The organism is Pseudomonas sp. GW821-FHT02A08 (assembly GCF_059422045.1).
Genome location: NZ_JBWKWD010000006.1, coordinates 26361 through 52014, shown reverse-complemented (window position 1 = coordinate 52014; position 25654 = coordinate 26361). Strand labels below are relative to the sequence as shown.

At 59.7% G+C, this 25654-nt stretch carries 21 protein-coding genes, 1 tRNA gene and 1 pseudogene; 8 read left to right on the top strand and 15 right to left on the bottom strand.

Annotated features, from left to right (window positions below):
- The 4 genes from ybgF to AC07W4_RS06375 all read left to right on the top strand — a co-directional run bounded on the left by ybgF (window position 1) and on the right by AC07W4_RS06375 (window position 2487).
- Window positions 1-840 carry a tol-pal system protein YbgF gene (ybgF, locus tag AC07W4_RS06390; protein WP_495031879.1) on the top strand — a complete coding sequence of 280 codons (840 nt, stop codon included), beginning with the start codon at window positions 1-3 and terminating at the stop codon, window positions 838-840.
- A 166-nt stretch (window positions 841-1006) separates the two neighbouring features.
- Window positions 1007-1654, top strand: coding sequence for a 7-carboxy-7-deazaguanine synthase QueE (gene queE, locus AC07W4_RS06385; RefSeq protein ID WP_008047363.1), 648 nt, complete (start codon window positions 1007-1009; stop codon window positions 1652-1654).
- 1 nt (window position 1655) lies between these two features.
- Window positions 1656-2348: a 7-cyano-7-deazaguanine synthase QueC gene (queC, locus tag AC07W4_RS06380; RefSeq protein WP_495031878.1), complete on the top strand. Its 693-nt coding sequence runs from the start codon at window positions 1656-1658 to the stop codon at window positions 2346-2348.
- A 63-nt stretch (window positions 2349-2411) separates the two neighbouring features.
- Window positions 2412-2487, top strand: a tRNA-Lys gene (locus AC07W4_RS06375).
- 149 nt (window positions 2488-2636) lie between these two features.
- Here the strand turns inward: AC07W4_RS06375 and idi are convergent.
- The 3 genes from idi to AC07W4_RS06360 form a co-directional block, all read right to left on the bottom strand.
- On the bottom strand, window positions 2637-3179 hold the full coding sequence (gene idi, locus AC07W4_RS06370) for an isopentenyl-diphosphate Delta-isomerase (protein ID WP_495031877.1): 543 nt from the start codon (window positions 3177-3179) through the stop codon (window positions 2637-2639).
- Window positions 3180-3254: 75 nt separating this feature from the next.
- Window positions 3255-4061, bottom strand: coding sequence for a class I SAM-dependent methyltransferase (locus AC07W4_RS06365; RefSeq protein WP_495031876.1), 807 nt, complete (start codon window positions 4059-4061; stop codon window positions 3255-3257).
- Window positions 4058-6283, bottom strand: a complete 2226-nt coding sequence (locus tag AC07W4_RS06360) for a cytochrome P450 (RefSeq protein ID WP_495031875.1) — start codon at window positions 6281-6283, stop codon at window positions 4058-4060. The genes AC07W4_RS06365 and AC07W4_RS06360 overlap by 4 nt, the downstream gene beginning before the upstream one ends.
- A 774-nt stretch (window positions 6284-7057) precedes the next feature.
- On the opposite strand from AC07W4_RS06360, the gene nadA reads away from it, so the two are divergent.
- On the top strand, window positions 7058-8116 hold the full coding sequence (gene nadA / locus AC07W4_RS06355) for a quinolinate synthase NadA (RefSeq protein ID WP_095942772.1): 1059 nt from the start codon (window positions 7058-7060) through the stop codon (window positions 8114-8116).
- Between the two features lie 150 nt (window positions 8117-8266).
- On the opposite strand, the gene AC07W4_RS06350 is transcribed toward nadA, so the two are convergent.
- The 7 genes from AC07W4_RS06350 to gcsR form a co-directional block, all read right to left on the bottom strand.
- Window positions 8267-8755, bottom strand: coding sequence for an RDD family protein (locus AC07W4_RS06350; protein WP_008047369.1), 489 nt, complete (start codon window positions 8753-8755; stop codon window positions 8267-8269).
- Window positions 8756-8849: 94 nt separating this feature from the next.
- Entirely contained in the window at window positions 8850-9062 is a 213-nt protein-coding gene (locus tag AC07W4_RS06345; protein ID WP_007977299.1) for a cold-shock protein, read from the bottom strand.
- Between the two features lie 403 nt (window positions 9063-9465).
- Window positions 9466-10590 (bottom strand): glycine cleavage system aminomethyltransferase GcvT, encoded by a 1125-nt coding sequence (gene gcvT / locus AC07W4_RS06340; protein WP_495031874.1) that lies wholly within the window; start codon window positions 10588-10590, stop codon window positions 9466-9468.
- 36 nt (window positions 10591-10626) lie between these two features.
- Window positions 10627-12003, bottom strand: a complete 1377-nt coding sequence (locus AC07W4_RS06335) for an L-serine ammonia-lyase (RefSeq protein WP_495031873.1) — start codon at window positions 12001-12003, stop codon at window positions 10627-10629.
- A 206-nt stretch (window positions 12004-12209) separates the two neighbouring features.
- Window positions 12210-15077: an aminomethyl-transferring glycine dehydrogenase gene (gene gcvP, locus AC07W4_RS06330; protein WP_495031872.1), complete on the bottom strand. Its 2868-nt coding sequence runs from the start codon at window positions 15075-15077 to the stop codon at window positions 12210-12212.
- An 11-nt stretch (window positions 15078-15088) separates the two neighbouring features.
- Entirely contained in the window at window positions 15089-15472 is a 384-nt protein-coding gene (gene gcvH / locus AC07W4_RS06325; protein WP_007982298.1) for a glycine cleavage system protein GcvH, read from the bottom strand.
- 433 nt (window positions 15473-15905) lie between these two features.
- The gene (gcsR, locus tag AC07W4_RS06320) at window positions 15906-17414 is read right to left on the bottom strand and encodes a transcriptional regulator GcsR (RefSeq protein ID WP_495031871.1); all 1509 of its coding nucleotides are present in this window, start codon (window positions 17412-17414) and stop codon (window positions 15906-15908) included.
- 101 nt (window positions 17415-17515) lie between these two features.
- Here gcsR and AC07W4_RS06315 point away from each other — a divergent pair.
- Window positions 17516-17605, top strand: a pseudogene (locus AC07W4_RS06315) (metal ABC transporter ATP-binding protein); the annotation flags it as partial.
- 10 nt (window positions 17606-17615) lie between these two features.
- On the opposite strand, the gene AC07W4_RS06310 reads toward AC07W4_RS06315, so the two are convergent.
- The 5 genes from AC07W4_RS06310 to arcD (AC07W4_RS06290) form a co-directional block, all read right to left on the bottom strand.
- A complete protein-coding gene (locus AC07W4_RS06310) occupies window positions 17616-17978 on the bottom strand; it encodes a DUF5064 family protein (RefSeq protein WP_495031870.1) in 363 nt (120 codons plus the stop codon).
- A 12-nt stretch (window positions 17979-17990) separates the two neighbouring features.
- Window positions 17991-18920 carry a carbamate kinase gene (gene arcC / locus AC07W4_RS06305; RefSeq protein WP_495031869.1) on the bottom strand — a complete coding sequence of 310 codons (930 nt, stop codon included), beginning with the start codon at window positions 18918-18920 and terminating at the stop codon, window positions 17991-17993.
- Window positions 18921-19110: 190 nt separating this feature from the next.
- A complete protein-coding gene (locus AC07W4_RS06300; protein WP_007974406.1) occupies window positions 19111-20121 on the bottom strand; it encodes an ornithine carbamoyltransferase in 1011 nt (336 codons plus the stop codon).
- A gap of 81 nt (window positions 20122-20202) precedes the next feature.
- Complete coding sequence (arcA, locus tag AC07W4_RS06295; protein WP_429365670.1) at window positions 20203-21459, bottom strand: arginine deiminase; 1257 nt, start codon at window positions 21457-21459, stop codon at window positions 20203-20205.
- Between the two features lie 33 nt (window positions 21460-21492).
- Window positions 21493-22920: an arginine-ornithine antiporter gene (arcD, locus tag AC07W4_RS06290; protein WP_495031868.1), complete on the bottom strand. Its 1428-nt coding sequence runs from the start codon at window positions 22918-22920 to the stop codon at window positions 21493-21495.
- A gap of 443 nt (window positions 22921-23363) precedes the next feature.
- Here arcD (AC07W4_RS06290) and arcD (AC07W4_RS06285) point away from each other — a divergent pair, with 443 nt between their 5' ends.
- Both arcD (AC07W4_RS06285) and AC07W4_RS06280 read left to right on the top strand, forming a co-directional pair.
- Window positions 23364-24791, top strand: coding sequence for an arginine-ornithine antiporter (gene arcD, locus AC07W4_RS06285; protein ID WP_008047384.1), 1428 nt, complete (start codon window positions 23364-23366; stop codon window positions 24789-24791).
- Window positions 24788-25651: a DNA-3-methyladenine glycosylase family protein gene (locus AC07W4_RS06280; protein ID WP_495031867.1), complete on the top strand. Its 864-nt coding sequence runs from the start codon at window positions 24788-24790 to the stop codon at window positions 25649-25651. The genes arcD (AC07W4_RS06285) and AC07W4_RS06280 overlap by 4 nt, the downstream gene beginning before the upstream one ends.
- Window positions 25652-25654 lie beyond the last annotated feature (3 nt).

The window sequence follows — 25654 nt, the reverse complement described above, 5'->3', positions numbered from 1 at the left end:
ATGCGAACGTGCCGTCGTGCTGTAACTGTCCTGGCTCTCAGCCTCGCGCCGCTTGCGGTGTGGGCTGCGGTTCCTGTGGTCGACAACGACTCCGGCTATAACAATAGCGGGAGCAGTTATCCGCCTGCAGGTTACGGTACGAACGGCGCCTATGCCGGGGGAGGGGTTTCGGCCCCTGTCTCGGCACAGGGCGAGCTGTTCAACCAACTGCAATCAATGCAGCAACAGATCGAGCGCCAGCAAGGTGCGATTGAAGTTCTGCAAAATGATGTAGCGCGCATGAAGCAGGAAAACCTGGAGCGATACCAGGATCTTGATCGGCGCATTGGAACCGGCGTTGCACCAGCCGCAACTCCTGAAAATTCTTCCACCGGTGGTGATTCGAGTGCCGCTGGTGCAGCCGCAGGTGCGGCAGCTGGCGCAGCCGCCGCTCAAGCACCTGCCGCGGGTAGCGAGCCGGCGGATCCGGCGAAGGAAAAGCTCTATTACGATGCTGCCTTCGACCTGATCAAGGCCAAGGATTTCGACAAGGCCAGCCAGGCTTTTGCCGCTTTCCTGCGCAAGTACCCGAACAGCCAGTACGCGGGCAACGCCCAATACTGGTTGGGCGAAGTGAACCTGGCCAAAGGCGATCTGCAAGGCGCGGGTCAGGCCTTTGCCAAGGTTTCGCAGCTGTATCCCAAGCACGCCAAAGTGCCGGACTCGCTGTACAAGCTCGCTGATGTAGAGCGTCGCCTGGGTCATACCGACCGGGTCAAAGGCATTCTGCAGCAGGTGGTTTCCCAATATCCGGGCACTTCCGCCGCTCAGTTGGCCCAGCGCGATCTGCAAAAGATGTAAGCCTGCTTGAACCGTTTCAAAGAAACCCGCGCTTGTCGCGGGTTTTTTCGTTAGAATTCACACCCTTTTTATGAAACACGCTTTTAGGGGCCTGCGCTTTGCCGAGGTTCCTTCAAGTGCCTGACGGAGGCGGACAGCCTGTTTAGCTGTTACGCCCGTGGCGACTATGCAAGACACATTGAGAATCACCGAAGTTTTCTACTCGTTGCAGGGTGAAACGCGGACTGCCGGCCTGCCCACTGTTTTTGTGCGCCTGACCGGTTGCCCTCTGCGTTGCCAATACTGCGACAGCGCCTACGCGTTTACTGGCGGAACCATTCGCACCCTCGACGACATCCTCGAGCAGGTTGCAGGGTTTCGCCCGCGTTATGTCTGTGTCACGGGCGGCGAGCCCCTGGCCCAGCCCAACGCCATTCCCTTGCTCAAGCGCTTGTGTGATGCCGGTTACGAAGTGTCACTGGAAACCAGTGGCTCCATCGATATCTCGGCAGTCGATTCCCGGGTCAGTCGCGTTGTCGACCTGAAAACCCCGGGTTCGAAGGAAGCGCACCGCAATCGCTACGAAAACATTGAGCTGCTCACGCCCAACGACCAGGTGAAGTTTGTCATCTGCTCGCGGGAGGACTATGACTGGTCCGTTTCCAAGTTGATCCAGTACGGTCTTGACCTGCGTGCCGGTGAAGTCCTGTTCTCGCCAAGTCACCATGATCTCAATGCCCGGGACCTGGCGGACTGGGTGGTGGCGGACAACCTGCCAGTGCGTTTGCAATTGCAGCTGCATAAATATCTATGGAATGACGAGCCGGGGCGCTGAAATGACTGAACAACTCAACACTGCTGAAAAACGTGCGGTCATCCTGCTGTCCGGTGGCCTGGACTCGGCGACCGTCGTGGCCATGGCGCGTGCCGAAGGCTACAGCTGCTACACCATGAGCTTTGACTACGGTCAGCGCTCTCACGCCGAACTGTACGCCGCCGAGCGTGTGGCGCGGGACCTGGGTGTGGTCGAGCACAAGGTGATCGGTCTGAACCTGAACGGCATGGGCGGCTCGGCCCTGACCGACAGCAGCATCGATATTCCAGAGGAGCCGGGTGAGGGCATTCCGGTAACTTACGTGCCTGCGCGTAACACGGTGTTCCTGTCCCTGGCCTTGGGCTGGGCAGAAGTACTCGGCGCACGGGACATCTTTATCGGCGTCAACGCGGTGGATTACTCCGGTTACCCAGACTGCCGTCCCGAGTTCATCGAGTCGTTCGAGCGCATGGCCAACCTGGCAACCAAAGCCGGCGTGGAAGGCAATGGCTTCCGCATCCAGGCACCGCTGCAAAACCTCAGCAAGGCGCAGATCGTCCAGGCGGGCGTGAAGCTTGGCGTGAACTACGGGCTGACCGTTTCCTGCTATCAGGCCGACGATGAAGGCCGTGCGTGCGGCAAGTGCGACAGCTGCCGACTGCGTGCAGAAGGCTTTGCGACGGCCGGAATCAGCGATCCAACCCCTTATTTTTGAATTATTTCAAAATAGGTGTTGAATAGTCCTTAAAAATCAGTATTATACGCGCCACCACACAGCGGGTCGTTAGCTCAGTTGGTAGAGCAGTTGGCTTTTAACCAATTGGTCGTAGGTTCGAATCCCACACGACCCACCATTTTTGGCGGTTTAGAAAATCCGGAAGGCCCACGCAAGTGAGGATTTCCGGGTTTTTTTTTGCCCGCGATTCAGTGGCGACGGGGCTGGTGGGCGGGAAGAGTATCTTCACCGGACATGACACTCTCCAGGAAAACCTTAGTGGTTCATTTATTCCTGCAATATTGGTGTATCGAACGAAGGGTGCTCCGCTAATAGGCGACGCCACTCCATTCGAAACCAGGGAGTGAATTGCGCTTGCGATTCTGAAAGTTGGGCTGATATTTCGGCGCGGGTCAGCCATGTGATCTCGCTGACTTCCGCAGTAGCTGGACAGACCACAGCGTCAGATTGAGCAACCAATACGTGACATAGTTCGTGTTCCGCACCGATGGAACCAAATCTAGCATGGTACTCAAAACTATATAGAAGTCGGCAGGAGGCAGAGATCCCTAATTCTTCGCGCAGACGACGAGACGCGGCATCGATAATAGTTTCACCAGGTGACGGATGGCTGCAGCAAGCATTCGACCAGAAGCCCGGCCAAAGCATTTTCCCTGCAGCACGACGTTGAAGTAGATGACGCCCGTCGCTGTCGATCAGATGCACCGAAAATGCACGATGCAACTGGCCCGCTCCCAGGTGTGCGACGCGTTTGTCACAAACGCCGATCTGTACATCTTGTGAATCAACTAACACTACATCATTGGTCATTCTGTATTCCCTTCGGTGCAATTACACGCCCGCCCGCACAATGTTTTCGGTGTGGGATGACAGCGCTACGTCTTTCTACCCAGGTTCGGAGACTTGTCCCCAGGCGCTGACTAATGTCAAAGCTGCGTCGGTGAACTCTGGATCGGCACGCAGGTTGGCCATGGCATCGAGGTCGTTCTGGGTGAGTAGCCCGAGTTTGAGCAGCGCTGGCCCAGCCTGTGCGGTGGTTGCAGACCAGAAGGTATCGGCTGGGCTGTTGTCGCCGATTCGACCTTCAAGGGTGCGATGCCCGACTCTGGAAAGTCCCCGATCACGTAACCGGCCGGGGAGAGTGTCGGCCCAGAGCATGTCGGAACCAATGGACTGCTCCAGGAGGGCGACTCCGGCTTGGGCGACCTTTCGGAACAACGGGTTCGAAGTTCTCAAGCTTGGTTGCAGACTCACGTCCTCTATCACCAACCAGCCGCCCGGACGGACCCAGGTGACGGCTCGAGACAATATGTCTTCGCGTTCGGTGAGGTGACACAGCAGCGCCCGAGCGTGCACCACATCAAAGGAGGCCGCAGGAAAATCATCGGTCGTGGCATTGTGGGTAATCACCCGAATGCCAGGTATATCGGTAAGGAAGCGGGTGTCGATGTCGGTGGCGGTGACAATCGCGTCGGGATATCGCTGGGCCAGCCAGCCGGCAAATGATCCGGCACCGGCACCCAGATCGAGGATGGTAGGCTGCCCCGGGAGATCGAGCTGATCAAAAACGGCTTTGCTCAACGGGTCAAAGGCACATTCCAGGGTGCGCAGCCGTGCCAATTGGCCAGTGTGCTGATCAGCGAGATAGCTGCTGGTGTAGCCGGGTTCATCGGTGGGGTCAGTAGTGGTCACAGTAAGACCTCCAGTCGATCAGGGCAGCGGTTGAGGAATCCGTGTTCGGTGGGCTGGAACCCCGGAGCCCAGCGCACGTTTGGAAAGGTCTGTAGCAGCATGCGAGCGCTGATCGTGATCTCCATCCGTGCCAGCATGGATCCCAGGCAGAAGTGACGCCCCGCGCCGAAGGCAAAATGACTTGTCGCCTGATGGGTGCGAGACATATTGAAGGTGTCCGGGTCGGTGAATTCGTCCGGATCACGGTTGGCCGAACCGATAAGACAGGCTAGGGTCGCGCCAGAAGGAATCGTTCCCGACGGCAGTTCCAGCGATTCACGGGCCTCCCGGAGTATGAGTTGCAGAGGAGGGTTGCGTCGCAGGGTTTCGGCGAGCGCATTGTCCATCAAGTCTGGATCAGCCATCACCGCATCTTTGACGCCGGGCTCGTTCAACAAGTTGACAATGAGATTCGCCAAGGCGCCGTGACTGGTCTCGCTACCCGCCGTCATCAGGATCGCACAGTACGCCCGGACGTACGTTTCGGACAACGGCTGACCGTCAACCTGTGCCGCCAGGAGCTGCGAGATCAGATCGACTTTTGGTTCAGCACGGCGGGCGTCGATATGTGGTTGGATAAAGTCGTAGAAACTGTCTCGGTTGGATAACCCGCCGGTCAACAGTGCCGGATCCTGTCGATAGTTGCCCATGTAAGCGAAGCCGATGGAACACCAGCTCTTTAACTGCGCCACTTCCTCGCAGGTTCCAGCCGGGAGACCCAGCGCATGAGCCATCACCCGTACCGGCAGAGCTGCGGTGAAGTCGGCAATGAGGTCCACCTGGGGGCGGCCGCGCATGTGCGCCAGCAGGTCTGTGGTCACCGAGATGATGGACGCTTTTAGCGCTACGAGGGCCTTGCTGCGGAACGATGGGCTAAGCAATGCTCGGTGCTGAGCGTGTTCACAGCCGTCCATAGCGACAATAGTGTGTCCCAGCAGCGGGCCAATCTGCCAGGCGTAGTTGTTGTTGCTCGCCCCAGGATGGGTCAATGCGGCTTTGACATCCACATGCCGACTGACGAGCCACACATCTGTGGGCTCGTCGTAAGCGATTGGTAGAGTGGTACGTAAACGCTCATACAAAGGGTAGGGGTCGATTTCGAACTGCCGGGATTTCAGGGTCGGAGGGGTAAGTTTCAGGTCCACTTGCCGGTTGGCCTGCGCTGTAGAATCGGCGGCATGCAGGCGATAACGAGAAACGGTCTGGTGCCAGTCGCCTGCAGCCCGGACAACCTGGCGCAGCCGGTCCGGGTCGGTCGCGACGCCCGGCCGGTGACTTGCATGTTGAGCGGCGACCGCAGTGAACTGCGCGACTACCGTGTTCACCATCTGGTGGGCGGCTTCGATCGCGGCAGGCCAGTCGATGCCAGCGGTGTCCGCTATTATCGACACCAGGTTGAAGCGCTCACCACACACCACATCTTTGGCAATCGAATGGATATCGTTCGTCCAGGCAATGATATCGGCACCGTGTTCACGCAGCGTGTTCCACCATTCGATGTCCGCTGAATGCTCGTACGGGTCGAGAGTTTCAGCCGCATCGATGAGATCAAAGAAGAACAGTGCGCCGAACGAATCCCGGCGTAACGGCAGATACTCGGCCAACGTGAGTGCCGTGTCGGTTTCCCGCATTCGTACCAGCGTCGCCTGCGCACGCAGATGTTGGATCAAATGCCGCATGAGCCGGTGCCGCCAACGCTCGCCCCCCCAGCACTTGGTCTGCGGCCACAGATCATCGACCAGAGCAACGAGCATCGGGTCATCGAATCGGCTGACTTTACCCGACGGATCCGCACAGCCGCTCTCGGTCAAATCCTGCACCGCGGTGATGAAGCGGTCCAATTCACCGCTTTCCGCCCATGGACCATCATCGATGCGGTCATCGAGAGTGAGTGCCCACAGATACCAGCACACCAGAATCTCGGCTCGGTCGGTGGGAGCTCGCCCGCACAACGCCATCCCCAGATCGAGCAGCGCAGTGGTGCTCAGTCGATACGCACCGCGGCGGCCGATCAAGCCGTATCGCTGCGCCCAAGCGAGAGCATGCTTGCGCAACCGATCACTGTCGGTACGTGCTGGTGGACCAGCGAAAGGAAGCCGAATCTCGGGAATGATCAGCGGAGTCGGTGGTAAATGACAGTCGTGGCTGGTGCCGGGATCACCTTCGCGGTGTACCGGTGGCATGATGCTCTCCTGTTGAATCAACTTTCTTCTCCTTGATATCGATTTTTGAAGGCATAACGTGGTAAGCCATGCTCGGTGGCCCAGGCATGCCATTACAGAGGGTGTTCAAGTTCGTCGCCCCAGCCTTCGGCTCTGGCACGCGATGTCTGGTGAAGAGAGAGGGTACGGCTGCTAGGCACTACGCCATCACTGACGGTTTCGTGTCACATCCTTGTCCGATAACAATGGTGCATGCGAGTGCAATTGAAATTCTTGTTGTGCAAGCAGAGGCTATCCGCTCCTAATTTGTGCGTCACCACTGTTTTTGTGGGAAATTGATGTTTGTTTTGTAGGGATGTTCCTAAAAAATGACAGTAGGCACATTGAGTAGAGGATCATTCCTGCGTCGGCTGTCAGGGCGAGACTCGATCAGTGCAGCGGGCAAAGTGATCTTGAAGACCGGCATCGTGTTGTCCAGGTACAACCGTTCGTCAATGGCTCGCAGGAGCAGATTGTTCAATTGGTTTTCAATCTGTTCCAAAAAACCGCAAGGCCCACGCAAGTGAGGATTTCCGGGTTTTTTTTTGCCCGCGATTCAAGTTCGCCGCGCTGCGGGCTGCTGCGCATGACGCAGGTCAGAATCACCTTTTGCATCCGTCGGATATTCTGTAGCCTTGCGCAGCTTCAACGCTGTCCGTGCCTGATGAATACTCACTTTCCCGGCGGTACCCCGATGGGTCCGGAGCCGGGTGTATACTCGACTTTCGCGCGAATGCGCCTGCAGGTCTTGCGAACATGACGCAAATTTCCGAACGCCTTCTGGTTCAAGCCCACCTCGACGCCAAACAGCCCAAGCCGCTGACCGCCGATGAAGAGGCTTATTACCGTGCTGCCATCGCTGCCGAGCTCAAGGCTCAGGACGCGGTGCTGGTGGCCCACTTCTATTGTGACCCTGTGATTCAGGCGCTGGCCGAAGAGACGGGCGGCTGTGTCTCCGACTCGCTGGAGATGGCCCGTTTCGGCAATGCCCATCCGGCCAAGACCGTGGTCGTCGCCGGCGTGAAGTTCATGGGTGAGACCGCCAAGATCCTCAACCCGGAAAAACGCGTGCTGATGCCGACGCTCGAAGCGACCTGTTCGCTGGACCTGGGTTGCCCGGTGGACGAATTTTCCGCGTTCTGCGATCAACACCCGGAGCGCACGGTGGTGGTGTACGCCAACACTTCCGCTGCGGTAAAAGCCCGAGCGGATTGGGTGGTGACTTCAAGCTGTGCGCTGGAGATCGTCGAAAGCCTGATGGACAACGGCGAGACCATCATCTGGGGCCCGGACAAGCACCTGGGGACCTACATCCAGCGCCAGACCGGTGCCGACATGCTGCTGTGGGACGGTGCCTGCATCGTTCACGAAGAATTCAAGTCCAAGCAGCTTGAAGACATGAAGGCGCTGTACCCGGATGCTGCGATCCTGGTGCACCCGGAGTCACCGACCTCGGTGATCGAACTGGCGGACGCCGTGGGGTCGACGAGTCAGTTGATCGCGGCGGCCCAGAGCCTGCCGAACAAGACGTTGATCGTCGCGACCGACCGCGGCATCTTTTACAAGATGCAGCAGCTGTGCCCGGACAAGGTCTTTATCGAAGCCCCGACGGCGGGTAACGGCGCGGCGTGCCGCAGTTGTGCGCATTGCCCGTGGATGGCCATGAACACCCTTGAGCGCACGCTCAAGGCGTTGAAGGAAGGGTCGAACGAGATCTTTGTCGATCCGGCACTGATTCCGCAGGCGATCCGGCCGCTCAAGCGCATGCTCGACTTTACTCAGGCGGCGCGGATGAAGCTGGCGGGGAACGCCTGAGGTTTATCAGGCAGGTCGCAAAAAATTGTGGGAGCGGGCTTGCTCGCGAAGGCGTAGTGTCAGGCAGCATTGATGTCGGCTGACACACCGCCTTCGTCGGAACGCCGCCCGGAGCAAGCCCGCTCCCACAGTGGTTTATGCGTCGGGAAGCTATTTGGTCTTCTTCGGAATCCGCACAAGCCGGGTGTTGGAATACATGTCATGCCAGCTGCGTTTCTGCTTGTCGAACAGCGACCAGAAGAATCCCAGGCCAACGCAAAGCAGTGAGGCAATCGACACCACAAAGCGCAGCAGCGCCTGCCACAGGCTGATGGATGAGCCATCGGCATTCTGCACGCGGATGCACCAGACCTGCATGCCCAGTGTCTGACCAGACCAGGTCCAGAATTTGGCGAAGAAGCCGAACAATACGAACAGCAGGACCGTGGAGAGCAGGGGATCGCCGTCCAGCGCGCCCGCTTCGGTCAAGGTGCGCATCCTTTCTTCGCCGATGATCGCCATCTGGATCATCTTGTAGATGCCGCTGGTGACGATCAGCAGGGCGGTGCACAGCAGGAAATCATAGAACATGGCTGCCAGGCGACGACCCAGGCCAGCGGCAGGAAAGTCGCCCTGGGGGGTAAGCAGGTGTTTCGACATGGCAGGCTCTCGGCGAAAAAGAAGCCATTTTACGGATTTACGCGCACAAAAAAGCCCCTGATGTCAGCATCAGGGGCTTTTTCGTTACAGAAGATTAGGCTTCTGCTTGTACTTCGTCAGCCTGCATGCCTTTCTGGCCCTGCACGGCGATGAAAGTCACTTTCTGGCCTTCTTTCAGGCTCTTGAAGCCGTTGCCCTGGATGGCGCGGAAATGCACGAACAGATCCGGACCGCTTTCAGGAGTGATAAAACCAAAACCTTTCTCGTCGTTAAACCACTTGACGGTACCGCTCTGACGTTGGGACATTTCTTATTTCCTTTGACGCAAAAAATTAATGACAGTCTCCTTCTCATGAAAGAGTACTGGGGCTGGTTGCAGGAGAGTAAGAAGACGTCGAACGGGATGTAGCTAACTTGTAGGCTACTGCCCAGGTCACGATTCCAAGCGACCCATGCAAACACAGTGAACAAACTCTACGCCAACTACGGGAGAAAAAACAAGCCCCGTGAAGGCCCCGTATTTCCTCAGCTTGATGGCAAAGTCAGTCCACTAGTGGAGCCTTATTCTCTAACCTTGCTCAATTGTTTTCGATCGTTATAAGCAAAGTTCATAATCGAAGCTTACAGCCAAACAATGCACTATTTTATGGCGGTTGCGTTACACATTAGTGCACCGTTAACGCAACCGCGTTACTTATAGGAACATTCAATCAGCCGCGATAGTAGCGTTGTGGAACAAATGGCATTTTGCTTACAAGCAAAGGTACCTTTTTCCCACGAACGATCGCCCAGACCGGTGTGTCCAGTGCGATATAGGCGCTGTCGACATAACCCATGGCCAGCGGACCGCCCAGGGTCGGGCCGAAACCGCCGCTGCAGACGCTACCGATGATGTCGCCGGCTTCGTTGACGATCTCGGCGCCTTCACGCACGGGTGTACGTTCCTGTGGTAGCAGACCTACACGTTTGCGGTTCACGCCTGCCTGTTGCTGGGTGAATACGGTCTCGGCGCCAGGGAAACCGCCGGCCCGTGCGCCATCAGCGCGACGTGGCTTGGAGATCGCCCACAGCAGGCTTGCTTCGATCGGGGTGGTGTCGGTGTTCATGTCATGGCCGTACAGGCACAGGCCGGCTTCCAGGCGCAGGGAGTCGCGGGCACCAAGGCCGATGGCCTCGACTTCCTGTTCGGCGAGCAGGGCGCGAGCCAGGGCTTCGGCGTTGGCGGCCGGCACGGAGATTTCGAAGCCGTCTTCACCGGTGTATCCCGAACGGCTGACAAAGCAGTCCACGCCCAGCAGTTTCACTCGAGCGAACTGCATAAAGGTCATCTTGGCCACTTCAGGTGCCAAACGTGCCAGCACAGTGACCGCCGTCGGACCTTGCAGGGCGAGCAGGGCGCGCTCTTCGAACAATGGCTCGATCGTGCACTGGTCGCCAATGTGCTTGCGCAGGTGGGCCAGGTCCTGGTCCTTGCAGGCGGCGTTGACCACCAGGAACAGTTCGTCGTTGCCCAGGTTGGCGACCATCAGGTCGTCGAGAATGCCGCCGGTCTCGTTAGTGAACATGGCGTAACGCTGCATGCCCACCGGCAGTTCGATGATGTCCACTGGCACCAGGGTTTCCAGGGCCTTGGCGGCATTGGCGCCGGTCAGGCGGATCTGGCCCATGTGCGAGACGTCGAACAGCCCGGCCTGATCGCGGGTGTGTTGGTGTTCTTTCATCACGCCCAGCGGGTACTGCACGGGCATGTCGTAGCCGGCGAAGGGCACCATGCGCGCGCCGAGCTCGATGTGCAGTGCGTGCAACGGAGTTTTCAACAGTTGTTCGGTGGACATATTCAGCTCCTGAAGAAGGGTGCAGATGAGCGCGCATCAGCACTCGATAATGTTGACCGCCAAACCGCCACGGGCGGTTTCCTTGTATTTGCTTTTCATGTCGGCGCCGGTCTGGCGCATGGTGCGGATGACCTTGTCGAGGGAGACGAAATGTTGCCCGTCGCCGCGCATGGCCATGCGCACGGCATTGATGGCCTTGACCGAGCCCATGGCGTTGCGCTCGATGCAAGGCACTTGCACCAGCCCGCCAATCGGGTCGCAGGTCAGTCCGAGGTTGTGTTCCATGCCGATTTCCGCGGCGTTCTCCACTTGTTGCACGGTGCCGCCAAGGACTTCGCACAAGGCACCGGCAGCCATCGAGCAAGCGACGCCGACTTCGCCTTGACAACCGACTTCGGCGCCGGAGATCGAGGCGTTCTCCTTGTACAGAATGCCAATGGCCGCCGCAGTGAGCAGAAAACGCACCACGCCGTCATCATTCGCGCCGGGAATAAACCGCATGTAGTAATGCAGCACCGCCGGAATGATCCCGGCCGCACCATTGGTGGGCGCCGTGACCACGCGCCCGCCGTTGGCGTTTTCTTCGTTGACGGCCAGGGCGTACAGATTGACCCAGTCCAGCACCGACAGCGGATCGCGCAATGACGATTCCGGGTTCTTGCACAATTGCAGATGCAGCGCCGCGGCCCGGCGCTTGACCTTCAGCCCGCCGGGCAGGATGCCTTCATTGCGGCATCCTGCGGCGACGCAGTCCTGCATTGCTTGCCAGATTTTCAGCAGGCCGGCGCGGGTTTCCGCTTCCGGACGCCAGGCGCTTTCGTTGGTCAGCATCACCTGGCTGATCGACAGGCCGTATTTGGCGCAATGAGCGAGCAGGTCCTTGGCACTTTTGAAGGGGAAGGTCAGAGGCGTGGCGTCTTCGACGATGCGGTCGGCGCCTGCGGCGTCCTCATCGACCACAAAACCGCCGCCGACCGAGTAGTACTCGCGACTGCGGATCTGCAGGCCCGCTGCGTCGAAGGCGCGGAAAATCATGCCGTTGGGGTGATAGGGCAAGGGTTTGCGAATCATCGCCAGGTGTTCTTTCTCGTTGAACGCAATGCTGTGTTCGCCGAGCAGGTTCAAGCGACCGTTGCCGCGAATCTCTTGCAGGCGCGCAGCGACGGTTTCGGTGTCAACGGTGTCCGGGTGTTCGCCTTCCAGGCCCAGCAACACAGCCTTGTCACTGCCGTGGCCTTTGCCGGTGGCGCCGAGCGAACCGTACAGCTCGACTTTGACGCAGGTGGTGGCTTCAAGCAGGTTTTCGCGGCGCAAACCTTCGACGAAACGCGCAGCGGCGCGCATCGGACCGACGGTGTGTGAGCTGGAGGGGCCGATGCCAATCTTGAACAGGTCGAACACGCTTAACGACATGGTGGTTCTCCGGTTTCTTGTTATTAGATATCGACGCAGATCTTGTGGGGAGACTGGACCCTGTGGGAGCGGGCTTGCTCGCGAAGGCGGCGTAACAGGCAGCGCATCTGGTGCCTGACACACCGCCTTCGCGAGCAAGCCCGCTCCCACAAGGGGAATGCGGTGTTCTTGACAGTGGGGGCGAGTAAACCCACCCCCTCATTGGTTTAAGCGTAGCTTTCGATCGACGGGCAGGCGCAGACCAGGTTGCGATCGCCGAACACGTTGTCGACGCGACCGACCGGCGGCCAGTACTTGCCTTCGATCAGCGATGCAACCGGGTACACCGCTTGCTCACGGCTGTACGGGTGCGACCACTCGCCCACCAGCTCCTTGGCGGTGTGCGGCGCGTTTTTCAGCGGGTTGTCGTCCTTGTCCAGGGTGCCGTTTTCCACCGCGCGGATTTCTTCACGGATGCGGATCATGGCGTCGCAGAAGCGGTCCAGTTCTTCCTTGGATTCGCTTTCGGTCGGCTCGATCATCAGCGTGCCGGCCACCGGGAACGACATGGTCGGTGCGTGGAAGCCGAAGTCGATCAGGCGCTTGGCCACGTCATCGACGCTGATGCCGCTGCTGTCTTTCAGTGGGCGCAGGTCGAGGATGCACTCGTGCGCCACCAGGCCGTTGCTGCCGGTGTACAGAACCGGGTAGTGCTCTTCGAGGCGACGGGAGATGTAGTTGGCGTTGAGGATCGCCAGCTGCGAAGCACGCTTGAGGCCCGCGCCACCCATCATGCGAATGTACATCCAGGTGATCGGCAGAATGCTCGCGCTGCCGAAAGGTGCCGCGCAAACGGCGCCTTCCTTGCGCTCCATCTGGGCGTGGCCCGGCAGGAATGGCGCCAGGTGCGATTTCACGCCGATCGGGCCGACACCCGGGCCGCCACCGCCGTGGGGGATGCAGAAGGTCTTGTGCAGGTTCAGGTGCGAGACGTCGCCGCCGAACTTGCCCGGCGCGCAGAGGCCGACCATGGCGTTCATGTTGGCGCCGTCGATGTACACCTGGCCGCCGTTGTCATGAACGATGCCGCAGATTTCGCGGATGCCTTCTTCGAACACGCCGTGGGTCGACGGGTAGGTGATCATCAGCGCGGCGAGGTGTTCGCGGTGCTCGATGGCCTTGGCGCGCAGGTCTTCGATGTCGACGTTGCCACGGGCATCGCAGGCGGTCACGACCACGCGCATGCCGGCCATTTGTGCGGTGGCCGGGTTGGTGCCGTGGGCCGACGACGGGATCAGGCAGATGTCGCGACGGTCTTCGCCACGGCTCTGGTGGTAGGCACGGATCGCCAAGAGACCTGCGTATTCACCCTGGGAGCCGGCGTTAGGTTGCAAGGATACCGAGTCGTAGCCGGTCGCAGCGCACAGCATGGCTTCCAGTTCGTCGGTCAATTGCTGATAACCGGCGCTTTGCTCGGCCGGGGCGAACGGGTGCAGGGCGCCGAACTCGGCCCAGGTCACCGGGATCATTTCGCTGGCGGCGTTGAGTTTCATGGTGCACGAACCCAGCGGGATCATGGTGCGGTCCAGCGCCAGGTCCTTGTCCGCCAGTTTGCGCAGGTAGCGCATCAGCTCGGTTTCCGAGTGATAGCGGTTGAACACCGGGTGGCTGAGGATTGGCGACTGACGCACCAGCGTGGCCGGGATGGCGCTTTGCACCGACGCAGCGAGGACGGCGAAGTCCGGCAGGGCCTTGCCGTCGGACAGCAGGTTCCACAGGGTTTCAACGTCGGCCTGAGTGGTGGTTTCGTCCAGGGACAGGCCCAGGCGTTCGCCATCGACCACGCGCAGGTTGATGCGCTGGGCGTGTGCCTTGTCGTGCAGGGCGGCGGTGTGGGCGCCGGTCTTCACGGTCAGGGTGTCGAAGAAGCTCGCTTGCTCGACGTTCAGACCCAATGCGCCCAAGCCTTTGGCCAGGATCGCAGTCAGGTGGTGAACGCGATTGGCGATCTGTGTCAGGCCTTTTGGACCGTGGTACACGGCGTACATGCTGGCGATGTTGGCCAGCAACACTTGCGCGGTGCAGATGTTCGATGTGGCTTTCTCGCGACGGATGTGTTGCTCGCGGGTTTGCATGGCCAGGCGCAGGGCCGGGTTGCCGAAACGGTCTACGGAGACACCGACCAGACGGCCCGGCATGTCACGCTTGAACGCGTCCTTGGTGGAAAAGTACGCCGCGTGCGGGCCACCGAAGCCCAGCGGCACGCCGAAGCGCTGTGCGCTGCCGATGGCCACGTCGGCGCCGAATTCGCCCGGGGCGCTCAGCACGGTCAGGGCCAGCAGGTCGGCAGCCACGGCAACGAGGGCGTTGGCGGCGTGGAAGCGTTCGGTAAGCTCGCGGTAGTCGAACAGGTCACCGTTGCTTGCCGGGTATTGCAGCAGTGCGCCGAAGAATGGCGTCACGTCGGTCAGCTCGCGCTCGTCGCCAACCACCACGTCGATGCCCAAAGGCTCGGCACGGGTGCGCAGTACGTCGATGGTCTGCGGGTGGCAATGCACGGAGGCGAAGAAGGCGTGGCTGCCCTTGTTCTTGCTCAGGCGTTTGCAGAAGGTCATGGCTTCGGCAGCGGCGGTGGCTTCGTCCAGCAGCGAGGCGTTGGCGATCGGCAGGCCGGTGAGGTCGCTGATCAGGGTCTGGAAGTTCAGCAGCGCTTCGAGACGACCCTGGGAAATTTCTGGCTGATACGGGGTGTAGGCGGTGTACCAGGCCGGGTTTTCCAGCAGGTTGCGCAGGATTGGCGACGGCGTGTGGGTTCCGTAGTAACCCTGGCCGATGAAGGTCTTGAACAGCTGGTTTTTAGTCGCGATGGACTTGATCAAGGCCAGGGCATCGGCTTCGCTCAAGCCGTCTTCCAGGCCGAGGACGCTGGTGCCCTTGATGCTGTCGGGAATCACGCTGGCGCTCAGGGCTTCCAGGGAGTCGAAACCGAGGCTGTTGAGCATGGCTTGCTCGTCACCGGCGCGCGGGCCGATGTGACGGGCGATGAATTCGTTGGCAGTACTTACATTTACAACAGCAGGATTCACATGGGTCATGTCAGTGCTCCTCAGGCTTCGGCTTGCGCTTTGATCAGGCGGTCGTAGGCGTCCTGATCCAGCAGTTGGCCGACAGCGGTGGCGTCGCTTGGTTTGAAACGGAAGAACCAGCCTTCACCCAGCGGATCTTCGTTGACCAGTTCAGGGCTGCTGTCGAGCGCCGGGTTCACTTCCAGCACTTCGCCGTCCAGTGGCATGTACACGCCGCTGGCAGCCTTTACCGATTCCACGGTGGCGGCTTCGGCGCCTTTGTCGTAGGACTGCAGCTCAGGCAGTTGAACGAAAACCACGTCGCCCAGGGCGTTCTGTGCGAAAGCGGTGATGCCGACCGTGACGCTGCCGTCAGCTTCGGTGCGCAGCCATTCGTGATCTTCAGTAAAACGCAACTCGCTCATGGAAACTCCTAAGGGGCCAGACTCGTCTGGTGGACGCGATTGAATGCTTGGGCGATGCCCGGGTTATGGGGGGAGTACATAGCAAGAACGCGGCCAACGTTGCTTTTATGGTTATTGATCAATGATTTAGGTGGTTTCGACAAAGGCTGAAAATCAATCGTTGTAGCGAAATCGATACGGCACATGTCAATGATAAAAGCCGAGGTGGATCAAAGCCTTGCACAGCCGTGATCGGAGAGGGGTGTAGCGATATCGTTCCACTGTAGCGCTTTCAGTACAGGTGGAGGTCGTTTTTGGCGCGGTTTTCAGACTGGAGGTGAACCTGTGGGAGCGGGCTTGCTCGCGAAGGCGTAGTGTCAGACAGCATTGATATCGACTGATACACCGCCTTCGCGAGCAAGCCCGCTCCCACAGGTTTGTTCGGTGTCAGGCCTCAGGTCTTGCCGGGTATCCCGTACTTGCGCAACCGATGGGCAATCGCCGTGTGGGAGGTTTGCAGGCGGGTCGCCAGTTGCCGGGTCGAGGGATAGCTGGCGTAGAGTTTTTCCAGCAGGGTTTTCTCGAACTCGTCCATGGCCTGTTCCAGGCTGTCGACGTCATGGTCGCTCTGGCGCGCCACCGAGGTACCGGCGATGTCGAGGTCGCCGATATCCACCAGGCTACTTTCACAAATCGCCGCGGCGCGGAAGATCACGTTCTGCAATTGCCGCACGTTGCCCGGCCAGCGGTTGCCCAGCAGCGCCGGGTAAGTGCCCGGCGCCAGGCGACAGATCGGGCGCTGGATCTGCGCACAGGCTTGCTGCATGAAGTAGCGGGCCAGCAGCAGGATGTCCTGGCCGCGCTCGCGCAGGGGCGGCACTTCGACGTTGAGGACGTTGAGGCGATAGAACAGGTCTTCGCGGAACAGGCCTTCGCTGACCATTTTTTCCAGGTCGCGGTGGGTCGCGCTGAGGATCCGTACGTTGACCTTGACCTCACGGTCACCGCCGACCCGGCGAAAACTGCCGTCGTTGAGGAAACGCAGCAATTTGGCCTGCAAATAGGGCGACATCTCGCCGATCTCATCGAGAAACACCGTGCCCTGGTTGGCCAATTCCATCAGCCCCGGTTTACCACCCCGTTGTGCGCCGGTGAAGGCGCCAGGGGCATAGCCGAACAGTTCACTTTCGGCGAGGTTCTCCGGCAATGCCGCGCAGTTCAACGCCAGAAAGGGTGAGCTGTGCCGGGCGCTGATGGCGTGGCAGGCGCGGGCCACCAGTTCCTTGCCGGTGCCGGTTTCACCCTGGATCAACAGCGGTGCATCGAGGGCCGCCACCCGCTGGGCGCGCGCCTTGAGGGTGCGGATAACCGGGGACTCGCCGAGCAGGGCATCGAAACCTTCGGCGTGGTCATGGTGCAGCGCGGAAAGGCGTTCGCCGATGCGGTTCGGTTGGTACAGGGTCAGCAGAGCGCCGGCGTCGGTGATCGGTGTGGCGTCAAGCAACAGGGTCTGGCCGTTGACGGTGATTTCCCGCAGCGGCAGGCGAAAGCCGTGTTCGAGCAGGGCGTCGAGCAAGGCCGGGTCGGCAAACAGGTCGCCCACGCTTTCACCGTCCGGCTCGCGGCCGTACAGGGCGATCAGGGCCGGATTGGCCAGTAGTACCTTGCCGTTGCTGTCCAGTGCCAGCACCGGGTCGGTCATGGCGGCCAGCAAGGCGTCGAGCTGCAAGTGCCGGCGCTGGCCGGGCAGGATGTCGACCACCGTCACCGCTTGCACGCCACGCACGCTGAACAGGGCATCGCGCAGTTCCTCGAGCACTTGCGGGCTCAGGGTCGGGGCGTCGATATACACATTGGGCGGGACCATTTCCACCGCATCCAGGTTCAGATTGCGCCCGCCGAGCAGGGCCAGGACTTCCTGGGTGATACCGACGCGGTCGATGAAGCTGACGTGGATACGCATGGGGCGGTCTTGGGTTCTGCAGTGCGAAGGGTGGCAAGTATGCCTTGGGGCGGGCTAATGGTGAAATTTTGCGCGGACTTCAATAGAGCGAGGATCCCCCTGTGGGAGCGGGCTTGCTCGCGAAAGCGTCGTGTCAGGCACCATCGTTGGCGACTGATACACCGCATTCGCGAGCAAGCCCGCTCCCACAGGGAATGTGGGCTACTCGAAGTTCTCGAGATCTATCGGGTCGCCGGATTTCATATTCAGTTGCTTGCGGATGTCTTCGAACATCAGGTCGTAATGTTCGTGTGACGAACCAATGGCGATTTTTTCTTTGGGAATGCCATATTTTCCGGCGATTTTCGTCACATTGCTGGCGAAGTTGTAGGCTTCCTCCTTGGGCAGGAAGAAGGGCTCCTTCAGGTCCTTGCCCTGAATGCTGCCATGCATGGTGAACTGAATGCCTTTTTCTCCTTTGGGGTTCTTGCTGACTTCATAGTCGAGGTGAATGTTGTAGCTCACATCATCCTTGGTCAGCGCGTGACGCTCGATGTGCAAGTGGCCTGGCTCAAACATTGCCATGGACGTCTCTCCTTACAAGTAAATAATGCCCGGTGTCGCCGTGCTGATGCGCGTACCGGCCTTGCCCTGGACGATGGCTTCGATGTCCGCGAGCGAGCCAATCACCGCCACTTTTCCAGTATGGCGCGCGAATTCGCAGGCTGCCTGCACCTTCGGTCCCATGGAGCCGGCGGCGAAGCCGAGTTTTTCCATTTCGTCGGGGTGGGCCTGGGCGATGGCTTTCTGCGTGGGTTTGCCAAAGTCGATGAAGGCGGCGTTGACGTCGGTGGCGATCACCAGCAGATCGGCTTCAAGCTGTTCGGCCAGCAGCGCCGAGCACAGGTCTTTGTCGATGACCGCTTCGACGCCCTCGAGTTTACCGGGCGAGGTATACATGGTCGGAATGCCGCCGCCACCGGCGCAGATCACGATGCTGCTTTTTTCCAGCAGCCATTTGATCGGACGGATTTCGAAAATGCGCTTGGGTTTCGGGCTGGCGACCACGCGGCGGTATTTGTCGCCGTCCGGGGCGATGGCCCAGCCTTTCTCGGCGGCGAGTTTCTCCGCCTCGGCCTTGCTGTAGACCGGGCCGATGGGTTTGGTCGGGTTCTTGAAGGCCGGGTCGTTGGCATCGACTTCGACCTGGGTCAGCAGGGTCGCGAAGGGCACTTCGAAGTCCAGCAGGTTACCCAGTTCCTGTTCGATGATGTAGCCGATCATGCCTTCGGTTTCGGCACCGAGCACGTCCAGTGGATAGGGCGAAACCGAGGTGTAGGCCGCCGCCTGCAATGACAGCAGGCCGACCTGAGGGCCATTGCCGTGGGCGATGACCAGTTGGTTGCCGGGATGGATCTTGGCGATCTGTTCGGTGGCGATCCGGATGTTGGCGCGCTGGTTGTCAGCGGTCATGGGTTCGCCCCGGCGGAGCAGGGCATTACCGCCCAGAGCAACGACGATACGCATGGTGCTAGTCCTTCTAAACAAAGAGGTTGCAAGCAACGCGGTCCTTCTGTGGAACCCGGACCAGTGTGGGAGCGGGCTTGCTCGCGAAAGCGCAGTGTCAGTCGACATCATTGTTGCCTGATACACCGCTTTCGCGAGCAAGCCAGCTCCCACATTGACCCTTTTCCGTCAGTGGGAGCCGAGTCAGCCGTTACAGGTCAGCCAAGGTCGATACCAGAATCGCCTTGATGGTGTGCATGCGGTTTTCCGCTTGCTCGAAGGCGATGCAGGCCGGCGACTCGAACACGTCATCGGTCACTTCGATGCCGTTGCTCAGGTGCGGGTACTGCTCGGCAATCTGTTTGCCGACTTTGGTATCACAGTTGTGGAACGCCGGCAGGCAGTGCATGAACTTGGTGCGCGGGTTGCCGGTGGCTTTCATCAGTTCGGCGTTGACCTGATACGGCAGCAGTTGCTGGATGCGTTCGGCCCAGGCTTCAACCGGTTCGCCCATCGACACCCAGACGTCGGTGTGGATGAAGTCGACGCCCTTGACCGCCGCTTTCGGGTCTTCGGTGAGGGTGATGCGCGCACCGCTTTCTTCACCGTACTGTTTGCAGCGAGCCACCAGGTCGTCCGCCGGCCACAGGGCTTTTGGCGCGCAGATGCGCACGTCCATGCCGAGTTTGGCGCCGATCAGCAGCAACGAGTTGCCCATGTTGTTACGCGCGTCGCCCAGATAGGCGTAGCTGATTTCATGGATCGGCTTGTCGGCGTGCTCACGCATGGTCAGCACGTCGGCGATCATTTGTGTCGGGTGATACTCGTCGGTCAGGCCGTTGAACACCGGTACGCCGGCGAACTTGGCCAGCTCCTCGACGATTTCCTGCTTGAAGCCACGGTATTCGATAGCGTCGTACATGCGCCCGAGCACGCGGGCGGTGTCCTTCATGCTTTCCTTGTGACCGATCTGCGAGGAGTTCGGGTCGATGTAGGTGACGTTGGCGCCCTGGTCATAGGCTGCAACTTCGAATGCGCAGCGGGTGCGGGTCGAGGTCTTTTCGAAGATCAGCGCGATGTTGTTGCCCTTGAGATGTTGCTGTTCGGTGCCGGTGTACTTGGCACGCTTGAGGTCGCGGGACAGGTCGAGCAGGTAGCGCAATTCGCGAGGGGTGTGGTGTTCCAGGCTCAGCAGATTGCGGTTATGGATGTTGAACGCCATTTTGGATCTCCTAAGGTGTCGGTTATCCCCTTGGTCCGGGCGTGCCCTTGGGTAGAGGGCAGCGCGGGCCAAGGTAATAGGTTAGTAGTCAATCGGGTCGCGGATGATCGGGCAGGTCATGCAATGGCCGCCGCCCCGTCCCCGGCCGAGTTCGCCGGCGCTGATGGTGATGACCTCCACCCCGGCCTTGCGCAGCAGGGTGTTGGTGTAGGTATTGCGGTCGTAGCCGATGACCACGCCTGGCTCAACGGCCACCACGTTGTTGCCGTCGTCCCATTGCTCGCGTTCGGCGGCGAAGCTGTTGCCGCCGGTTTCCACCACGCGCAGGGCCTTGAGGTTGAGGGCCTGGGCCACAGTGTCGAGGAAGTTGGTTTCTTCGCGGCGGATGTCGATGCCACCCGCTTTGCTTTCATCGGGACGCAGGGTGAAGGCGACAATCTGGTTCACCACTTCCGGGAAGATCGTGACGAGGTCGCGATCGCAGAAGCTGAACACCGTGTCCAGGTGCATCGCCGCGCGGGATTTCGGCAGGCCGGCGACGATCACTTTCTCCACGGCTTTGTTCTTGAACAGGTTCACCGCCAGTTGGGCAATGGCCTGGCGCGACGAGCGTTCGCCCATGCCGATCAACACCACGCCGTTGCCGATCGGCATCACGTCACCGCCCTCAAGGGTGGAGTTGCCGTGGTCCTTGTCCGGGTCGCCGTACCAGATCTGGAAATCGGCGTTGGTGAACTCGGGGTGGAACTTGTAGATGGCGGTGGTCAGCAGGGTTTCCTGTCGGCGCGCCGGCCAGTACATCGGGTTGAGGGTGACGCCACCGTAGATCCAGCAGGTGGTATCGCGGGTGAACTGGGTGTTGGGCAGCGGCGGCAGGATGAAGCTGGAGTTGCCCAGGAAGTCGCGGAACATCTCGATGGCCTTGCCGCCGAAACTGGTGGGCAAGTCGTCACCCGAGACACCGCCGATCAGGAACTCGGCGATCTTGCGTGGCTCCAGGCTGCGCAGCCACGACGAGGTTTCATTGATAAGGCCCAGCCCCACCGAGTTGGCGGTGATCTTGCGTTCCAGAATCCAGTCCAGGGCTTCGGGAATGGCGACGATGTCCGTCAGCAGGTTGTGCATTTCCAGCACATCGATGTTGCGTTCGCGCATCTTGGTGACGAAGTCGAAGTGGTCGCGTTTGGCCTGGGCCACCCACAGCACATCATCGAACAGCAGTTCATCGCAGTTGTTCGGGGTCAGCCGCTGATGGGCAAGCCCTGGGGAGCAAACCATGACTTTGCGCAGTTTGCCGGCTTCGGAATGGACGCCGTACTTAACTTTTTCCTTGGTCATTACAGTGATCCTCCAGATGACAAAACAGGGTAGTTACAGAGTCAAGAAGCCGTCATAGAGGCCGTAGGCCGCCACCACGGCGCCGACGACCACCGCCGCGAAAATCAGCTTCTCGACGTTGGTGAAAACCGGTTTGTTTACTTCAAGCTTAGCCTTGGCAAACAGGATCACGCCGGGGGCATAGAGCAGGGCGGACAGCAGCAGGTACTTGATGCCGCCTGCGTACAGCAGCCAGATCGCGTAGATCAGGGCCACGGCACCGATGACGAGATCCTTCTGCCGCTCGCCCGCCGCGCCTTCGTAGCTTTCGCCACGCACCGCCAGCAGCAACGCGTAGGCTGCCGACCACAGGTACGGCACCAGAATCATTGAGGTGGCGAGGTAGATCAGCGACAGGTAAGTGCTGGCCGAGAACAGCGTGATGATCAGGAATACCTGCACCATGGCGTTGGTCAGCCACAGGGCGTTGACCGGGACATGGTTGGCGTTTTCCTTGCGCAAAAACGCCGGCATGGTGTGGTCCTTGGCGGCGGCGAACATGATCTCCGCGCACAGCAGCACCCACGACAGCAATGCCCCCAGCAACGAGATGATCAAACCTACGCTGATCAGCACCGCGCCCCAGTGACCCACTACGTGCTCCAGCACGGCGGCCATCGACGGGTTTTGCAGTTTGGCCAGCTCCGGCTGGGTCATGATCCCCAGCGACAGCACATTCACCAGGACCAAAAACAGCAGCACGGTGACGAAACCGATCACGGTGGCCTTACCCACGTCGCTGCGTTTTTCCGCCCGGGCCGAAAAGATGCTCGCGCCTTCGATGCCAATGAACACCCACACGGTGACCAGCATCATTTTGCGCACCTGGTCCATCACGCTGCCCAGGTCAGGGTTCTTGAGGCCCCAGATGTCGGCGGTGAAGATCTCCAGTTTGAAGGCGAACAACGCGATCAACATGAACAGCACCAGCGGCACAATCTTGGCGATGGTGGTTACCAGGTTGATGAACGCTGCTTCCTTTATTCCTCGCAGTACGAGGAAATGTACGGCCCAGAGCAGCACCGAGGCACCGATCACGGCAGCAGGGGTATTCCCCTCCCCAAATAGCGGAAAGAAGTAGCCGAGGGTGCTGAACAGCAAAACGAAGTAGCCAACGTTGCCCAGCCAGGCACTGATCCAGTACCCCCAGGCGGACGAGAAGCCCATGTAGTCGCCGAAACCGGCCTTGGCGTAGGCGTATACCCCGCCATCAAGATCGGGTTTGCGGTTGGCCAGGGTCTGGAATACGAACGCCAGGGTGAGCATGCCGACGGCAGTGATTGCCCAACCAATCAGAATGGCGCCGACATCCGCGCTGGCGGCCATGTTTTGCGGCAAGGAAAAGATCCCGCCACCAATCATCGAGCCGACGACTAATGCAACCAGTGCGCCGAGTTTGAGTTTTCCGGGGGCTTCAGACATTGCATGACTCCAATGCAGGAGAAGAGAGGCAACAGACTAATTCCGTTGGCTATCCAATCAGCTGACTTGGATCATTAAATGAGAGCGTCCCGAGTTTGTTGGCGGAGTGCCATCATTTGCAAGGCGGCTGCTTGTAATGCTTGTTCTAGAGCCTTTTTGTAGATTGTTTCAGTTATTTTGTGTTTTGTTTCGAATTATGACGCTAGTTGGTTTTTCAGAATTCGCCAATCTTCCCCGTGGGTTTTTTGTACAAAATGGATGTATTGGAAAAGCGTATACAACAAATGATTATATCGGCGCCTCTAATAGCCGTTTTGTGCAAGTAAAAAGACATGGGTTGGCGTTATCCAATAAACGTTATTACGCTTCAACAGTTTAGTTGACGTCCGATATGTGACGATCTCGCGGCAGTTGTCGCCCCCCGGAAAAATGGAGATGCAACGATGTCGCAATCACCGAGCAAGCTTCGCCTGAGCGCATTGATCGCGTTGGTGGTGGGGTCGATGATTGGCGGCGGGATATTTTCCCTGCCGCAAAACATGGCGGCCAGGGCCGATGCCGGGGCGATCCTGATCGGTTGGGCAATCACTGCCGTCGGCATGCTGACCCTGGCGTTTGTGTTCCAGACCCTGGCCAATCGCAAGCCGGAGCTGGACTCCGGGGTGTACGCCTATGCCAAGGCCGGGTTCGGCGACTACATGGGCTTTTCTTCGGCCTGGGGGTATTGGATCAGCGCCTGGCTGGGCAACGTCGGTTACTTCGTACTGCTGTTCAGCACCCTCGGTTATTTCTTTCCGGTCTTTGGCGAAGGCAACACGCCGATCGCCATTGTCTGCGCTTCGGTGCTGCTCTGGACCGTGCATTTTGTGGTGATGCGGGGGATCAAGGAGGCGGCGTTCATCAACCAGGTGACCACCGTGGCCAAAATCGTGCCGCTGATCATGTTCATCGTGATCGCCGCCGTGGCGTTCAAGGCGGACATCTTTACCCTCGATATCTGGGGGCGCAACAACCCGGAGTTCGGCAGCGTGATGGATCAGGTTCGGCACATGATGCTGGTCACCGTGTTCGTGTTCATCGGTATCGAGGGCGCCAGTGTCTATTCGGCCCGGGCGGAGAAACGTTCCGACGTGGGCCGGGCGACGGTGATCGGGTTCATTGGGGTGTTGGCGCTGCTGGTGCTGGTAAATGTGCTGTCGCTGGGGATCATGACCCAGCCGCAACTGGCGAAACTGCAGAACCCCTCGCTGGCGGCGGTGCTTGAACATATCGTCGGCCCCTGGGGCGCGTTGCTGATCAGTGTCGGCCTGGCGATTTCGCTGTTGGGGGCGTTGTTATCCTGGGCGCTGCTGTGCGCCGAAATCCTGTTCGCCACGGCGAAAGACAAGACCATGCCGGCATTCCTGACCAAGGAAAACGCCAACCGTGTGCCGGTCAACGCGATGTGGCTGACCAACTCGATGATCCAGCTGTTCTTGCTGATCACCCTGTTTTCCGCCGGCACCTACACGAGTCTGATTTATCTGGCGTCTTCGATGATTCTGGTGCCGTACCTGTGGTCGGCGGCCTATGCGGTGTTGTTGTGCGCGCGGGGTGAAACCTACCAACAGGCTCCCGCCGAACGGATCAAGGACTTGCTGATCGGTGGCATCGCCCTGGGCTACGCGGTGTGGTTGCTGTATGCCGGCGGCCTGAAGTATTTGCTGCTGTCGGCCTTGCTGTATGCACCGGGTGTGATCCTGTTTGCCAAGGCTCGTAATGAGCAGGGCAAGCCGTTGTTCACGGTCGTCGAGAAAGGCATTTTTACCTGTGTCATCGGTGGTGCGGGGCTGGCGGCTTATGGGTTGTACAGCGGGGTGCTCAGTCTGTGAGGTTGTTGCTGGCGTACCAGCCACCCCTGGACTGGCCTGCTTTGCTGGGGTTCTTGTCGGCGCGAGCGATTGCTGGCCTGGAAACGGTGGTCGAGGGTGTTTACTCGCGCAGCATCGACTTGCATGGCGTTCACGGTACGTTTTCGATCCAGCCTGCTGCATCCGATGCACTTGAGCTGAGCCTGGACTTTCCAGAGGCTGCTGCCGTGCCCGAGATCGTCGCGCGAGTGCGGCGGATGTTCGACCTGGATGCCGACCTGTCCACGATTCACCGGCACCTGGCGGTCGATCCGCTGATGGCTCGGTTGATTGCCAAACGCCCGGGCCTGCGCGTACCGGGGGCGTGGGATGGGCTGGAATTGGCGATCCGTGCGGTGCTGGGGCAGCAGATTACGGTGGTGGCGGCGATCCGGTTGGCGGGGAAGTTGGTGGCGCAATACGGTGTGCCATTAAGTTCACCGCAGCCGGGATTGAGCCATGTGTTTCCTACGGCTGAGGTGCTGGCGGGGGCGGATCTGGCGACGCTGGGCATGCCGAAAAGCCGAGGCCGGACGTTGTCGGGATTGGCTCAGGCATTACTCGATGATCCGCGACTGTTCGAGTCCGGGCGGGAGGGGGGCGTAGCGCGGTTGCTGGCCTTGCACGGGGTTGGTGACTGGACGGCGCAGTACATTGCCTTGCGTCAGTTGCGGGAGATGGATGGGTTTCCCAATGGTGATGTTGGGCTGATCAATGCGTTGGCGGCGCTGGAAGGGGGGCCGGTGACAGCCAGGCAGCTGTTGCAGCGGGCTGAAGGGTGGCGGCCTTATCGAGGGTATGCGGCGCAGGTGCTGTGGACTTCATTGAGTCGGGTGGACTGAGTT